This is a genomic window from Robinsoniella peoriensis, from assembly GCF_000797495.1.
Lineage (GTDB): Bacteria > Bacillota > Clostridia > Lachnospirales > Lachnospiraceae > Robinsoniella > Robinsoniella peoriensis.
The window spans coordinates 267,290-284,815 of sequence record NZ_JTGN01000004.1; the positions used below are offsets into that span (position 1 = coordinate 267,290).

At 40.4% G+C, this 17,526-nt stretch carries 6 protein-coding genes; all 6 read right to left on the bottom strand.

Features of this window, described 5'->3' with window-relative positions:
- Positions 1-146 precede the first annotated feature (146 nt).
- Positions 147-623 carry an IS200/IS605 family transposase gene (gene tnpA, locus QR40_RS09950; RefSeq protein WP_027292570.1) on the bottom strand — a complete coding sequence of 159 codons (477 nt, stop codon included), beginning with the start codon at positions 621-623 and terminating at the stop codon, positions 147-149.
- A gap of 271 nt (positions 624-894) precedes the next feature.
- Positions 895-11,031 carry a hypothetical protein gene (locus tag QR40_RS09955; protein ID WP_044294718.1) on the bottom strand — a complete coding sequence of 3,379 codons (10,137 nt, stop codon included), beginning with the start codon at positions 11,029-11,031 and terminating at the stop codon, positions 895-897.
- Entirely contained in the window at positions 11,031-14,366 is a 3,336-nt protein-coding gene (locus QR40_RS09960; RefSeq protein WP_044294719.1) for a hypothetical protein, read from the bottom strand. Before QR40_RS09960 ends, QR40_RS09955 begins: the two co-directional genes overlap by 1 nt.
- Before the next feature lie 148 nt (positions 14,367-14,514).
- Positions 14,515-15,207 (bottom strand): hypothetical protein, encoded by a 693-nt coding sequence (locus tag QR40_RS09965; protein ID WP_044294720.1) that lies wholly within the window; start codon positions 15,205-15,207, stop codon positions 14,515-14,517.
- A gap of 78 nt (positions 15,208-15,285) precedes the next feature.
- A complete protein-coding gene (locus QR40_RS09970; protein WP_044294721.1) occupies positions 15,286-16,086 on the bottom strand; it encodes a LytR/AlgR family response regulator transcription factor in 801 nt (266 codons plus the stop codon).
- Positions 16,087-16,651: 565 nt separating this feature from the next.
- Complete coding sequence (locus QR40_RS09975; RefSeq protein ID WP_044294722.1) at positions 16,652-17,488, bottom strand: helix-turn-helix transcriptional regulator; 837 nt, start codon at positions 17,486-17,488, stop codon at positions 16,652-16,654.
- Positions 17,489-17,526 lie beyond the last annotated feature (38 nt).

The following is a 17,526-nucleotide window of genomic DNA, read 5'->3' on the forward strand; positions in this document are numbered from 1 at the left end:
GTATGTCCTGACATCTAATCAGTACCACCGGCTTAGCCGGTGGTTTGTTTTCCGCCCTATAAGGGCTCGTTTCCGGTACTGGAGTCTAAAGACTCATCGAAAGGTTCGCCAGCCGCAACATCAGTTACCTGCTAAGCCCCTTGGGCTTATTTCTTTTTGCTTTTGTTTACTGGCTCACCCGTAAACGGGTCAATATACTCCTTCAAAGACATTTGATCATATTCCAAATCTTCCTTTAGTTGATTCCGAATATACTCTTCTATTTTTTTTGCATTTTTTCCTACTGTATCTACATAGTATCCTCTGCACCAAAAGTGTCTATTTCCATACTTATATTTGAGATTAGCATGTCTCTCATATATCATTAAGGTACTTTTTCCCTTTAAATACCCTACAAAATCTGACACACTTATCTTTGGCGGTATTTCTACTAACATATGAACATGATCTGGACAGATTTCTGCCTCCACAATATGCACTTCTTTGCGCTTGCATAACATACTTAAGATATTTGCAATATCCTTTTTCAACTCGCCATATATAATTTTTCTTCTATATTTCGGTGCAAAAACTATATGGTACTTACAATTCCACTTTGTGTGTGCTAAACTATTATTGTCCATTTGGACTACCTCCTTTGATTTATAAAACGGTTGGCGAACCTATTTTTATTATATCATTGGAGGTTTTTTACACAACGCTAAAGCTATTCCAACCACCCGCAGAGCAGGTGGTTTATTTGTTCTCCAAAGTTCCGTTTTTCGGATCAACGAAAAACTCCTCAATGGAGAACAGGGCCATGCCCTAACAAAAATACAGGACATCAAATAACTTTATAAAATCTGATGTCCTGTTGAAAAACTTTTTCTTATATAATTCTCTTTTTGATTTAATTTAAAGGTCCGGGTTTCCGTATAAAAACCATAGATTCTGAAAACGCAGCAGCTTCTTTGGCAATGGCGTTAATGATGAGAATAAGATCAGATCAAATCGCAGTGCACTATTTTCTTCCGGTTTATTGTCATAATGCTCTTCCATCCATTTCTGAATCCTGTTTTCCCATTCTCTCGTAACATTCTCCGTAGCTCCTGCCTTTATACAAATAGGCGTTTGCAGAAAGATCGGTAACTCCATAGGTGCCAGCCCATTTTGAATGATACGGATATATTTTGCCTCTAGCTGAATTTTCATCTCCATTCCCTTACTCTCCCGGAATAATTCTTTGAAAAGTTCTTCAAAACAGTGGCTAATCGGGCATTCTTTTTCTTTCGGTTTGATATCCAGTTTCTGACTAATATCCTTGAAAGCGAAGTATGGATTTTCAAAAGCTACATTTCCGGTACTGTAAATAAATGGCTCTGCAATCTCCCGGTTCTGATCCAGGGAAGAATCCTGCATCAGACAGCTATTACGTATTACCGATATCTGAGCTAAGGCATTTTGCATTTCCAGCAAGTTCAATCCTCTCAGGCAGACAGTTCTCTCTTTTATCTTCTGGCCATCTGCTGCACTTAGAAATTCTTCTTCTGTGTCTTTGCGTCTATAAACATAGCTTACCATTGGATCCCCCAGGAGATTTGGTTCTGTTTTCTCTGTATTTGTATAAGGAACGGCTTCATAGTTTTGCGTATCCAACAAAATTTCAGGAATTATTTTGCCTTTTAACTTTTCTCCAAATAGTTTTATCATATAGACTTCTCTGCCCTCTATGTCCACGGATGTCTCTGCTATGAGAAAGGAATCGTTTTGGGCATCATCATTCCTTTTTTCAACTGTCAGGAGATGTTCGGAAGCCTGCGCTACCTCATTCAAAATAGTACTAAAAGCACTTAAAATCTTCTGAACCGGCTTGATGTCGCCTTCCGGACTTAATATGGCTGCTTCTCTGTCCATATCCTTCTTAAGATACGGATACACTTCCGTAAACTGTGCCAAAGCTTCAAAGAACAGATTCGAAACGTCACTTTTTACTATGTCTCGCTGATTCCATAATATTTTGCAATGCATCACATCCTGAGGATAATGATAACTCAGCGAATACGTAAAAGAATAGTCCCATATAAGGAGCCTGCTGTAATCTTGACTTACATTTTTTAAACAGGTATTATCACTTCCCGCAGCAGATAAATCCTCCTGCTTAATCATATAAGGAGAATCCGGATAACTTCTTAAAACCATAGGAATTGCCAGTTCTCCCATATCAGCTTTCACATTCTCTTTCGTAACAAATCCAAGCCATTTCGATGCTTCAAATTCCTTTATATTTCTCATCTCATGTACATCATATTCCACATGGGTAATATGATATCCCAATCTTCCCTGAATATTAGATACTACTTCGCCTGATCCGGACCGCGCAAGTTCCTGAGCAGACACAGATACCGCCATATGTCCCTGTGGTTTCCCAAGCTCAATTTTTCCGTCAGAAACCATAATGTCCACATCCGATCCTTTCGTTTCGAATTCCGCCTGCCCGTAGAAACGAGGTGCTTTTCTGTCCTTTTCTACAATCCCGCCATTTACCTCTGCCTTATAATCCAGAACGGCATGCACCTGATAAAAGCTTCCAAGCTTATTTAACAGCCTTTGTCTGAGACTTTCTCTTGCCTTTTTAGAAAGTGTTCTCCCTTCATCAGCAAATACCGGCATCAGCAGATAGCTAAGATTTTTAGCAAGCTGTTCTTTCGATAATTGGATTTGTTCCAGGTAAGCCCCCTGTCCCTGTCCTGCCTGATCCGCTAAATAAATCGCAGCCGCATTTCTGGGCGTAAGCATATCATCCACCGCCAACAGGACAATTTTCAGCCAGCGGTCCGCATCTATATCCGTAAATGATTTTTCACTTACAGGCTTTTGCTCCAGTCCGCCTTCTGTGGTGTATCTCTTCATGGGTATTGGTTTTACACTACTCCATAATCGGTTAGATACAGGCCGAATGACGCCTATAACCGGTTTTTCCCTGAACTGAATACCAACCCCGTTTTTTCCAAGACGGATCACATATAAAGAAGTGTCTGCACAGTTAAAATCCGTTCCGGATGCCATCACCCGAAGCCCATATTCTTCTTTAAAAGCTTCTTCCATATGGAATGCAAATTTCTCTAAAGTCCTGGTGCCTGATTCATCTAAAATCATATGTGGCGGTATATTGCTTTTCGTCTCTAATATGCCTTCTATCTGCTCCATACCTTCCATCATAATCTGCCTTCTTCTCTTAATACCAAGATTTACTGTCAGAGGGAATAATTCTTTTGTATTTAATTTTTTATTCTGAAAAGAAAATCTGATAATTTTCTCAACCGGTACAGCTGGCCGGCCACCGGATGACACACTCTGCAAATAACCGGAAACCGAATCGTCCGCCTGAAACAACCACCCTGTTAACTGCTGCCACTCTTCCTCTTCAAATAGAATTTCCTCTCCTTCTAACAGGGAATGTTCCATACACAGATCGATTCCGTTTGAATCCATCAGTTGATCATATAAAGACTGATAAAACCGTAACGTCTGCGCTGCATTTCTCTGCCCGTCCTCTGCTTCATACCTGGAAGCATCAAACTGTAGTAAAAGAAGTAATTCCGGGTTCTCTGATATTTTCCGAACTTCCCATTGGACAGTCACTGAAGGCCAGGTGGAAATGGGATAGAGTTTATCACCATAACCAGTGTGAATTTGTGACATTTCTGCTTTTCCTGACAGGCGGTTCCCATAATAATCCAGCCATTCACTCTCTACCTGAAATACTTTACCGACACCTGCATAAGGGCTGGTTCCTTTTAAACTGCCAGGATTTTCAACTGACACAATTTCCTTTTTGGTAAAATTACTGTACGGCAGAGAGGTTTTGTAAAGCAAAGTATCTTCACCAAGCGGACCACAGGGCATTCCGTAATTACTGCCTTTGAAATCTCTGTTGTCCACTATCTTGCTGGATAACAAACTGAATTGATTGGACAGAAAATGTTTCCCATCCTCAATATTCTGAATGTCTCCTGTATCTATGGGTTTCAATCGCTGACAGCCCAGTGATAGAACTCCGGGAGCAGTCATGGGGCTTACGGTAACACGACCGTCATCAGCGCTTGCCAGGGGAAATGTTCCTTTTTCTAACAGGTATCCGCATAACAGGGTATTTATGTAGTCCCCGCCTTTATATTGCGCTGAATCATATACCAGTACAAGTGTGATACTCGCCGTCCCGTCTTCCTTAAAAGCACTCTCCGGCAGCCCTCGTTTTTTCTCTTTGTTCCAATAATAGAGATAATAGCCTCCACTGTTAGTCACACTGCCTTCCCAAAGCTGCTCCAGAAATTTCTGCATATCAGAATCTTGTTGATCTCCCAAGCCTGAAGGATGGGTCTCTGTTGATAAATTAAGCCTCAGCATTGCCATATCAACAGCATTTGGTCCGTCACATTCCATTTGATACTGATCCCCGGTGTTAGAAGTGTAACCTATCATCCGATTGCAGATTGAATATTTTTCCCTATTTTCCAATAGCTGCTCCAGTTGCTTTATCTGTGTTTGCTTCATTCCGGTCAGTTCATAAGTGCATGCACCTTCCACATTATCCGTATTTCTGCAAACAGAAAATGTAAGACTGGTGCCCCATCCATAATTCACTGCCCTTTCTTTTTTCAGAACTCCTTGGGCCTCTTCATAAGCTGCATAATACAGGCAATAGCTTCCCTGCATTCCATCCGGTAAAGGATAGGCTTGAAACTGTACCGTTTCTTCTCCCAAAACGGGCAATACCACACCTGCATCCGGCTTCCAATTCACCGGATTTGCAAAGCTTGCAGTAACCGGCTGTTCAGACTTCATATCCAAAATGTCCAGATGGCAGTTTTCCATGAATCCCCCTTCTTTTCCTGCAGCTTTTAAGAAAGACAGCCTTTTCACTGTTTCATCGTTCGGTGCTATTATTATTTCATAAGTTTTATCACTTTTTACAGCACCACTCTTCCAGTTCTCAAATCCCAGCCACATAACATTAGCTGCGTTGAACCGGATATATAGTTCCTCTTTAAGGTCTGCCGGCACCTGGAACTGCTGCCCCGTCAGAGCATACAAGCCCGCCGTTTCCGGAAGCATCCATTTCCCCTTCTCCTGTTTTACCCACATTCCACCAGCCAACGGGGTAATCCCTTCCGTGGGAATTCGAAGGCCATGCATATGATATCTTGATACCATTCCGGCAATCTGTTCAACAGATCTGTTTCTCTTTATCCCAGCAAGAAGATGCACGAGCCGAAGCTGCTCCAAATGGGGCAGATTTAATATCGCATGTTCTCCCTCACCTTTATGAAACAGGCCGCTGACAGCTTCGTTTTCTGTTCTGGCAAGCATTTCTGCCTTCAGACCCTTACTTCGAATAATGGACTGCAGTGTATCTCCTTCCTTAATCTGATATGTCTCTCCTTCTAAGATTACCAATATTTTATCTTTTTCCAATGGATGTTCCATATTTCCAGCCATAATATCATAAATTGAATAATCGGTACCACTTTCACTTTTAACCCATGTTAATATTTCCTTTATTGTTTCCTTACCGGACAACCAGAACTGATAATTACGCAGCTGTTCCCTTAACGCCTGCGCCACCTGCCTTCCCAGTAAAAGAAAATAATCCGCAAATAAAAACTCTCCCATAGAACATCTATTTCCGTCCCTGATTCCCATTGTGCTTTTGGAATCTTCCTCAGCAACCTTAACCGCAAGCTCATCAAACATCCTCCGAAGAGACAATAGTTTTCCTTCCGCTACCTGATTGTAACTTCCAAACGTATAATCCATAGAAGACACTTTCGAACCCACACTGAGGGAAAGGCCACCTGGAACAGGAAAATACACTGCTTTGATTTCGCCATCTTCTTTGGGTTTTGATAGTACCGTAACCGCAAATTGTTCCTTAAGGAAACGCTCCATATGGTCCTTACTCAGAGGTGTAAGATTTTCTTGTGTAGATGCCAGACCAAAGTCAGTCATCCAATCCAGTTCCTTTTTTGAAAGAATCTTATTCTTTGCATCCCACTCAGAACAGCTTTCATCCGTCTGAATTGCCGCCACTAGAAAACATGCAAATCTTTCAACTAATGCCGGAAAAGCCTCTAAGGATTCCAGCAGAAGCATTACCGCCAGACAGGTACGGTCTTCTGTTTCTCCCCACTCATCCGCTGCCAATACCGGTGAAACCATTAAAAATCCTGAAAGAGGCGTTTTTTTATCTATTTCTTTTAAGGCATTAAAATTCCAACAATAATCCCCCGGCTCCGCCATTTTGCTCAGCCGCCTGTTCACCGGCGAAGCTATTACACCTCTGTTTTCTGTCCTTAACTCATCCCATGGTGCTTCCTGAAATTCCCCTATTTGAAAACTTTCTTTAATCTTTATGGAAAAGCTGAAATGGATTTTAATTTTAAATATCCCTAAATTAATCTGCAGAGACAATGAAGCAGACAGCGATGCCATCACGGTTAGTACTACCGGGCGATATACCTCAAAAGTAAACTGTACTCCAATCTGAATAGAGATGTCCACCTCTGCTTTGATTATGGCAAAATCAATACTTCCAAATAAATGACCTGAAATACCCGCCGTACCTGTCAGACGGAAATAATAATCTTCTGAAAGATCGGTTGTCTTTGATATTTCATCTTTTGCTTTCGTTTCTACGGCTGATTGATATGGGTTGTATTTTGCCAGTACACCTTCTAATATAGCATAAACGGTAAGCGAAAATCCTGCGCTTAGAATCCCGTAATGTACAGATTTGCCAAGGCCAACCTGCAGACCAAATCCAAAGATAATCACCGGCTGAAATCTCCCTTTTGACGTATGGGGTATTGCATCGCCTGCCGTCTCATCCGACAATTTCCCAAAATAAAATCCAGCCGCACCCATAATTGGAATACCGGGGTAAACGATTGCTTCTACTGCCATCGATCTGGTAAAATCCCCGTTCCATGGAAAACCAACATCTATCTGAAAGTCTCCATTTGTATATATGGATAAGCCAAATACCGGCAATGTCAGACTGTAAGCACCAATGGTCAGATAACGGATTTTGTCCGGCAATGTGACTTCCGCTTGAAATACACCAATGGAAGACGTCACTTTCCGATACAATACCTGCACATCCAGACCTTTAAATACTTTTGCTGCCGTTCCGTTCAGACGCAGACGCAAAGCATAAATATCAGGATCATTGAATACCACCTGAGCATCGATCATATATGCAGTTTCTCCCTTTTCTTTCAGTATAGCAAAATCAGTGGCAAACAGCCATGAGCTCTTTGCACAATAAGATACAGGAGGAAGTTTTTCTCCCGTTGCCGGCTGAAAACTCTGTTCAACTGCTTCCATTGCTTTTTCTACCGAACCGGCGCTGTCTAATCCAGGTATCCATAAATGCTGCCCCATTGCCAGCGTCCGCAAAGTAAAGTAAGAAGTACCCGATGCAGGCGGTACGGGAGCTTGTCCGGGTTTACTGGCATCCCATCTCATGTATTCTCCCTTATCCCATATAAAAGAACCTTTTATGTCTACAAACAGTCCTTTTCTCCCGGAATCATTGGAATCAGAAGCATATGTAAATCTGATGCTGTCTATCCGGGCAATCCCTAAGTCTATCAGCCCAATATCCCAGAAAAATTCTACTTCTTTTGTTCTAAAATGATAGATCAGCTTCATACCACCAAGTGGAATTTTCTCTAATAAATTCCATGGTTCCTCAAGTCCGAATGGACTTCCCGTACACCAGGTTATCATTTGCCTTATCAGATCCCCTACTGTCAATGTGGGTTCCAGGTCTATTTCCGCTTTGTGCCCACCCCCTTCATCCGGCTTCAGTGATGCACTACCGATTCCTTTACAAGTAATACCCAGACCATAGTCCTTCTGAATTCCTGAATAATTATACCATATAATTAAGTCTACATTTTCCCATGAAAACTCTGCCCATACAGAAGCAAAAAAAGGATCTTTTTCTTCCATTCCCGTTTCTTGTCCTTGTGGCGGAATTGTTCCGATTTTCACTTTAGCAGACAATTTCAAATCATTCAGCGCCTGTATTTTCCACGGCTCCTTAGACCCTGCTTCAAAACTCCACCTTTTTGATTCTGTCTCAAATACTGCCTGTATCTTACCCAGGGGGAATTGAGGGGTATTTTCGTCTGATGCCAGGGTAATCTGCTGTGGAGCATATTCTGCTATTAAATCCGAAACTTTTGCTTCACCACCGCTCTCCAAAGTCCCCATAAAACGAAATCCTGCTCCGGTATGGTAGTTTGCCTCCAGACGCAATAAAAAGTTTGCTGTTTTCGGAAGAAACTGCATGGTTCCCTTCAGGCTGGCCATAACCTCTCCACTGGTATTAAATACACCTGCTGACAGGCCGGTAATTATAAACCCTTCCGCTACTTCCAGGTCTGTATCAATTGCTCCATATATAGAATAACTTTTCATTTCAGGCTCTATATACATCTGTAATGCACTGATTGCCAGGGAAGTACTCATTTGAGCCTGAGGTAAGAACATACGCAGAAGATCCGAAAATAATATATTATTTTTTGTAAGTTGAGCCAGAATTTTAAATGGTGGGTAGCATGCTGTTACCGATAATTCCCCGGCATCTTCCCCATCGCCAATGCGAAAAACCCCGGTAACCTTGCCGCTTATGCTTCTTGTATCAAAGCTTGTGGGATTTAAAATATTCAGCTCCACTGACGGCTTCACAGACAGGTTCGGATTTTGGTGAAAAATCCATTCTTCTTTTGCAGACAGTCCGATAATTATTTCTTGCAGTTTTTCCTCATTGGTGTCATATTGAAAACGTAATCTGTCCACACCAATTCCTGACAATTCTTTTAATCCTGGCGGGAGAGATTCTAAAAAATTCAGATTTCCGGACAGTTTAAAGAATATATCCATGGCGGTTTGTGGCGTATCAAATCTGGCCTCCAAATCCCATTTTCCGTTTCTGGTGGGATATAACAGTCGGCATTTTGTCTCGATTTCTCCAATACGACCTGTAATCGCCCCATACGGAGGCAGGCCATTTTCCGCGACAGTCATTTCGAATCCTATCTGTTGTATATGCACCCATGGAAGAAACTCCCATGTCTCCAATGATTCACAACAAAAAGTAGATTCCATTGACCATCCATCCATAGCCTGAACAAATTCCAGTTCTACATCCATATCGATGCCATATACTTCTGTACGTGCGTTTCGAAGTATTACTTTACTCAAAATCCCTTCACAATATTCCGGAATTGCCTCCATGGAATCGCCTGTAATTCTGATTTCACCCAGAATATCCTTCAGGGAAGACTGCAGACTGGTTTCAGCAAAAACACGGTCCAAGTCCAGCACTCCACTGGACGCAGCTTCTTTCAATTGCTGTAATATATCATCCAGTACCTCAGGCATGACATTTTTTTTACGATTTACAATTTCTCGTCTTACTAATCCCCAGCCTGTTATCATTCCCATAAGAAATTTATCATTCACTATATTTCTTGATTGTTGGGAAATATGCTGGAAATAGTTTTTGTATATATCATTGTAACAGTCATTTAGAAATAAGCTAAACCTCATAATACTAATTCCCAAATCTTCTTTATTTTCACTGAGTGGAATCAACAATGACGCATTCTTCTGAAGAGTTTGTGATATATCTTGAGGAACCCTAAATACATTATAGTTATTAATACCTCCATTATTCCCGCCGTTAAATTGTATAAATGGTTTTCCCGAAGAAATCATCATGCTAGATGTCCCCTGTCCCTCAAATACTGGCGGCAAATCAGCTTCGGAAAAAAATTTCTGAAATACAGGAATTGGTACATTTCCCAGGAACAGAACATGGATGGAAATGCTTGTATCCTGATTTATCTCCGTTATTAATGTTTCTGTGATGGTCGAATAAATTTTAATATTATCCAGATTGTCAAACATACTATATATTGACGTTATTGTCTCCGGAATACTATCTAGAATTGGATCTGTAAAATTAAACACATTAGCATTACTATTATCTCTAGAAACATCTCTTAAATACTTTATTTCATCAATGTATTGTTTCAAAACCTCTTTAGCTTTTTCAACATCTTTTAGTAGGAATGAGGTTAAAAACTCTATTAGCGTCACTGTATCATCTTTGAAATCACAAAGCAATACCATCAGGACTGGTTTTTTTAAGCTTCTGGCAGTAAGAAGACCACTTATTATAAACTTAAGGAGTAGCTCTGGAATAATACTGAACGCTTTCATTGCATGAATTCCATAAATAGGCCACAAGAGTTTTTCAGAAATTTTTGTTTCAAACAAACACTTTGCCAAAACAGTATTTTGCCGAAGTTTTTCCCCGGAAAACGGTCCTGTATACCAATACAGCACCTCATTCGTTAATGTATAATCTACCGGTTCATAGCTATAAACCATATCAGAAAATGGACCACTTGCCACATTTTCTGATATTTTATCAAAACTGAACGTCTGCTCTTCATAAAAAGCACTTGGACGATTCCACTTATATGGCTGTAGTTTCCAAAACATCTCTGTAATAAACTCTTCATTCATCATTATGTCATCGTAATCAAACCCACCAGTAAGACCATAATTCATCATATTAAGTTTTGTACGACCATAAACGAAAGGAATAAAACGTACTGATACCCCTTCCATATTCACCGTTTGCCTATCCGGTATTTCCTTATTAAAAAACGGAACCAGTATTTGCAGCTTTTCCCGCATACTTCCAAAACACTGATCATTTTCATCATCATCATCGTAAACTACTTCAATTTGACCTGTTGGCTTAAATGTACGCAAAAAATGCCTCATAACATGAATCGTATTCGCCTGATGTCCAAAATTCGGAGAATTCCATATTAATATTCTCATTGTACGGTCAGGTTCATGCATCTTTATTTGCATTTCTGCAAGCAGCATTTCGTACAATTTTCTTTCTTCTGCGTCTGCTGCTAACAGCACCTTTTTAATAAATTCCGTAATTTTTATAGGCATCACTCTACCCCCTTCCCTTTCTCCGTATGATAAAATCCATACCAGCCAACTCCCTTTTCCCTGATTCCCGCTCCAGAACCAAACAGGTAAAAACTAATATTTCCATTGGGAGGCAGTTTACCAATTCCAAAAGCCTTCACTGCGACCTCGTTGAGCATCAGGATAAATGACTGATTTTCTTTATCATATGCAAGACGTACAGAACCAATGGAAAGCCTTAGTATATTCTGCAGAAAGAAATCTTCCGTTTTTCCGGTCCCTGGCATTTTTATTCCCATAAAAGCTTTTATACTTTCACCGTTACTCTCTGTATTCCATGCCAAAAGAAGCTGGCTCTTCAGGCCTGCTTTTCCAGCCAATTCCCCTATAGATCCAAGCTCAGCCTTCCACTCCAGACCTATCCAGGAACCCTCTCCTTCTTCCGAAAAACGTACACAGGGTATAACTTTTGCATACCCGTCCCCCTTCCACCCATTTATATTGCCATCCACCATGTCCAGTAGCTGAAGATGCAGCTGCGAACAAAGACTATGTATTCCTGGCTCGCTTTTTAATAAATCAAATTGTGTACTGCCTGCAAAGAAAGTAAATTCCTGGACATTCTCTTTTAGCTTCATTTCCAATTCCGCATGGGAAAAAATCAAACCGCTTTTGCTTTCCTCTCCAAACGAGAACAAATCAACCATAATCTCAGAATCTGAAATAACGGGGACGGTATGGAAGTGTAAACTTCCGCTTAACGCAAAGCGGGTACAGTCAAAAGTGGGGGAAATCATTTCCACATCTGTAACGCGTACTACCTTTAAAATATTGCTGTCCAATTCAAATGTACCGGTTTCTTTGTTTTGCAGTAAAAATACTTCTGCTCCATCTCTCAACTGGTAATGGCCTTCCAACAGCAATGCACGATACGGATTTCCGTCCTTCATGGCCTTAACTGATGAACCAAACAATCGGGCAAATGAAATCTGCGCTTTACAGGACTGCTTTACCACAGCCGAATCCCGAAACAGCACTTTTAATTCCAACAGACGAAATTCTTCGTTCCCAAAATCCTTTGGCATAATTGCCTCTACCTTTCCCTGTCCCAGATTCGTATCCCGGTAACAAATCAATCCGAATAAGGAACTATTCTTATCCTGCTTTATCTGTCCATTCTCCACACTTATAGTATTCAAAGTGATTCCTAAATGATGAACACATAGCTTCTCTGCATTTGCTGCACCAGACAGAAGCCCTGCCATCTGTGCGGGCATGTTTTCTGCTTCCAGCGGAAGTCGCAAAAACAGTACTCCCTGCCAGTTTTCATCCGTTATAACATCACAAAACTGTGAAAAATATTCCTGGTCTGTTTGTTCATATGCATCTTTAAAATAATTCTCAATCCATTTCATCAGTAACGGCTGCTGTGACATATCACCCTTACTTCCTGCATTGGTTACCGGAGAAGAGAATTCACCGCGACAGGTCCATGCATCTATACAACTAATCAAGCTTCGCTTTTTCTTCTTTTCCTTCAAATCATCAGGGTCAAATAATTTTCCTTTGCATCCTTTGATGATCATTACTCCCCCATAGCTGCCATATTTGCAGTCAAACCCCACTTGTGCCCGGAATGTCCAATCCTGTATGCTGCACACATTCCGAAAACAGGCAGTATTGGCTTCATCATCCATTTCTCCCAAATACTCAGAATTTACTGCCACCAGGCACAGACTTGGAGACTGAAAAACCTGCACTAACTCCTCAGCAGGATTGCAAAAACAAATGCCATCCTCCCCTTCTCCATTTGTAAGCCTGATATTTCTAAACCGGTTTCCTTCCATATTTGCTAAGAATCCCGACGGTGTCACTATAGTGGTATTCTCCAAAGTATTCCCGTTTCCGGAAATACACCTTTCACAACCGTATTTTCCAATCTGCTTTTGACGCACATTTGTCAAAATATTATCCTCAAGCTTTTCCAGTTTCTGTTTATCACGAACTAAAGCCTGCTTATAAGGCATCACAGGAAAACAAATCCCCTCTTTTGTTTCACGCAGAAGGATAGACGGCGGCTGATGCACCAATATTTCCGACATAGAGTCCGGTTCCATGCCATAAAGTGCAAATCCAGGCGGCTCAGACACATATTTTCCTTCAGTTACACCTATCCAGGAGGTTCTAAATGCCCTTGTAAGATTCGATGCGTTTGCATCATAATCTTCTCCAACCTGAAATGCCCTTCCTTCCACAATTGGTGCATGAGCATTTTGTCCTGAAAGAAAACGGATTTTCTCCCCTGCCTGAAGCTGCAGATATTCTGTTGCGTTCCTTCCGCATAAAAGTGATATCTCTTTTGCTCCTTCTGTTCCGTACAGATAAAATTCTCCCTCCGGACAGAGCCTGTGATGCTTATCCTGCTTCGTCTTTGAGAATGTAAATCTTGACGGATAGTGGCTGTCTTCTTCATTTACAAAATCCAGATAAACCGTTTCTCCATAAATTGTAGTAAAGTTTGTGGGAAAGGGCGTATCAGATTTTTCATTCAGAACATTCAGAACCGTTCGATGATTTCTATAATCTGACATCTGTCCCGACGGCTGCTTCTGTTCATTGCAAATGTCACAAGGATCTATGATTACACAGAGGGAAAGCAGAAAATCCTTAGGCTCTATTTCTTTCATTTGATAAAGGGGGGTGTATACACTTTCTACTTTTCCTTCTGTCACATAGCTGTACTCTAATCCAGGTGTCAGTTCTTTTAAAAACTCCGACATCATAATATCCATGTTAAATACAAGGCTGCCGCAGCATCCTTTCTCAAATGAAATTCCACAGTTAAAAATATTATAATCACCTTTTTTGAAGCCGGGTAGAAAGTCAAATACGTTGTCCCTGCTTTGTGTATTATGTAAGCTGACTTTGTCTTGTGCTATTTTTATCTTTGCATAGCTCTTAATCTCAAACCGTAGATTATCGACTATCGGGAACTGACAGTTTCCATAGGTAAATGCTTCCTCATTCTTTTCTGTTATAAGACCCAGTCTGGTCATATTCTCCGCTAATGGTTCTTTTCCATCACATAGCCAGAATATAGCCCTCTTAATCGTGTTATTTCCCAAAAGAACACTTTTCAACTGCTCACGAATCTTATCTGCTTCTTCTGGTGATAGTGGGAACTGCCCCCCTGGAAACCAGAAGCTGATTCCTAAATTATCCCTGTCAAGGAATGCTTCCTCTAATGATATCTCCTTTGGCCCACACTCCTCTCCCATTAAGAACAGAAATGCTTCAGCCATATTTTCCTCTTCGTAAGCTGTATAACAGCTCATTGTCATTTTTCTAAACCGCATGACCGTCTCCTTTCCGGCAATACCTGTCCAATCTAAATTCAGACGGATAAATACCAAAACGCCATAAAAGTATGAGATGATACTTTTATGGCGTTTTCACTATGCCGACATATAACCTATATATCCTCCACTATCTTACTTCGGCCTTTTATTCAGCCGCGAAGGTTGTAATAGCAGCTAAACCGCTTCGGGATAAAGCACTCATTTTAACATTCCATCCGTCTGTGAAATAGCCCACTATGTAACTATGTCCAGCTACTACAGGAAAGCCATCCAACGCAATTTCCCCTGACTGAGTATTGCTTTCCACTCTGGATGCACATTTGGGTAAATCTACATATAAATCATTTAACGCATCCCATATTCCAATCCAGTTTCCATTGTCATTTGGACGATAATTTACACAAGTATCATATTTAATCATAACAGAGGTTGGTTCAACCGAATCTACATCAATGCAAATAGATTTATTAATAACTTCTGCACCTGAAGTTAAGGAAGAAACATAAACCGTTGAACAAAAATTGTTCGTTTGAGAACCCGGGTTGTAAGCAGCAAGAGAATATCCTATAATATATCCTCTTTCAAATAAATTTAAATCCTCCATGGTGATTGTTCCATCTTGATAATCTGATTGCATTACATAAGTTTTTAACGGCTGCTTTCTCCATGGTATCGCAGGTCCTTTCACACTGTCATCTGCCGGCCATATCGCAAAATAGTTCTTATCTGTTCCAGGCATCGTCTCCATTAGTACATGATAATCCAGTCTCGCATGATCGCCATTGATTTTATTTAATTTAATGTTTACACTCTCTTTCTTCAAAACATTTGCCTTCATAGTAAATCCTCCTAATTTTTATAATATTTTTTTCTGCGTTTAAACGCACTTTACGCACTTTCTGTAAGTCGAACTTTATCACTCGCACATAAGCTCTTTATATATATTTTTATATTTTTTCACTGGTATAGGAATATGTGATCCGGAAATCATGATTAATTCCGAATTACGCAAAGCTTTCACATAACTTCGATTCACGATATAACTGCGATGAACTTTTACAAAGTCTTGTCCCAGGATACCATGACATTCTTTCCAGGAAATTCTGGCCTCAATACAGTTTTCCCTAACAGTGTGAAACATTGTATAATGGTTTTGGGCTTCCGCATATTCCACTTCCGACTCTTTTAAATAGTGTACACAACCATACTTATCCCTAATTTCTAATCGATGATCTTTTCCATTATCATTTTCTATCAGTTTTTTCAGATATTCGTAAGTCATTGAACCTCGTTTACATGGAAAGAGCTCATAATCCCCTAAGTACTCAAGAGGACTTGAAATATGTATATATATAATTTTCAATTCACCATTTTTTAAATGCCAGCTAAATGTCACCCTTTGCTCCTCTTGCAATAGCAATTGTGTTTTCTGATCTGTAGTCACCAGATAACGTCCCATCACCAGACAAGATTTCCTGTCATGGGCAACACACCAAAACTCCTGTTGCATTAAATGGCATTTAGGATTGGCTTTGCTGGTTTCTACCAAATCCTGTACGACCATATCCTTTCCATGTTTAAATTCTTTCTTTAATGCCCCTATCCAGACAACCTCTTCGCTTAGCTGCCGAATAATGTAAGAACTGTCTTTTTGCCAAAAAAAATTAAGGCACTCCTGAGTTCTTGTAACCGCTTCCTGAATTTTCAATTTTTGCATAACACCACACTCCCAAAGCTTTTTTAAAGATCTTAGATGATAGAAACGATTAATGTCAAATTTTTTTCCCTAAGTTGTGGTGAATTGCATATTTTCGATGTGAATGTGCATATGTATGATCACACTCATAGAGCCCCAAATTATATCCGTCTGAATCCGTTCCCTCCTTATTTTCACCTCATGGAATTTTACCCGGTCATTTTCATGTATAGATTTTACTATTTTACCAGGTTTATATTTATCTATAGTTCACCTTAAATTATATCTAAATTTCATTTGTTTTCCTATGGATATGCACCAGTAACCCATACAAAGCGTGAAAAACTTTATTTTGTATATTTTAAAGACAGCCAATCAAGGAGGCATATAAATTTCCCTAAAAAATGACATATATGTCTTCGACTGTATAAGCCACAAAATAAAAGCCCTGTAACTTTTTTATAAAGTTTCAGAGCTTTTAACTTCTATATTTATTTTATCTGTCCGTTAACGGTTCAATAATGTATGCCTCCAGAAAAAATAGGAATATATGGATTACATATAAATTTCTCCAAAGTATTTACCTCTAATTAGTTTCATGATACAAGTCTACTCTCATATTAACCTTCCTGTATTCGCTGGGTGAAATGCCCTCACGCCGTTTAAAAAAAGCCGACAGGTAGTAAGCATCACAAAATTGATACTGCACAGCCAGCTCTTTGATGGTTTTATCTGTGGTTACCAGTTCCTGGCGGAGTCTGGCAGAAAGCAGGTTTTCCGAATATGTTTTGATACTGCAGCCGAAATCCTTTTGAAATGCCCGGCTGAGGGTAGCAGGATGCCAGCCATGTCTGGCTGCGATATCGCTCATCCTTAATGCAGCAGACAGATTGGCATCAATATCATCCAGAATAGCCCGATACCGCATGAACTGAATATCCGGGGATGTCCAGTTGTCCGGTAACAGATCTGATAAAATCCTTAACAAAAAAGCATCGTACCATAGCTTGTCACAGAAAGAAGCTGGCTCTAAAACAGTAAAAGCCGGGTTATCTCCCAAGGTATTCCGGCTGTTGCTGCGTCTGACTACGTCCAGAATCTCTTCCCGGGCAAGGGGGACAAAAGCAATGTCATTTTGAGCACCGAAAATATCCAGACCGGGAAGCAGTTCGGCGTGTAAGTCGATGTATATCTTTTCTATATAATGGCTGCACTTGCAGGAAAACTGTGTATTAGGCGGGATTAGATACGCATGCTCCGGCAATAGTCTGATAATTTTGCCATCAACAAGAATTTCACCATCGCCGTCCAGAACCAGATAGAGCGTATTATAGGGATATATATTTACCGGATGGTTCCAGCTTTCGTTATTACGGTAATATACGCAGTGTACAACTTTAGTGGTGACATCAGGAAAAGTCAAAAAATCACATCCTTTCATTATAATATTACATTGCATTT

What these genes read in the sequence shown, in the direction of transcription:
- QR40_RS09970 (WP_044294721.1), bottom strand. Translation starts at nt 16,086, where the DNA reads ATGCAAAAATTGAAAATTCAGGAAGCGGTTACAAGAACTCAGGAGTGC.
- tnpA (WP_027292570.1), bottom strand. Translation starts at nt 623, where the DNA reads ATGGACAATAATAGTTTAGCACACACAAAGTGGAATTGTAAGTACCAT.
- QR40_RS09965 (WP_044294720.1), bottom strand. Translation starts at nt 15,207, where the DNA reads ATGAAGGCAAATGTTTTGAAGAAAGAGAGTGTAAACATTAAATTAAAT.
- QR40_RS09960 (WP_044294719.1), bottom strand. Translation starts at nt 14,366, where the DNA reads ATGCGGTTTAGAAAAATGACAATGAGCTGTTATACAGCTTACGAAGAG.
- QR40_RS09955 (WP_044294718.1), bottom strand. Translation starts at nt 11,031, where the DNA reads ATGCCTATAAAAATTACGGAATTTATTAAAAAGGTGCTGTTAGCAGCA.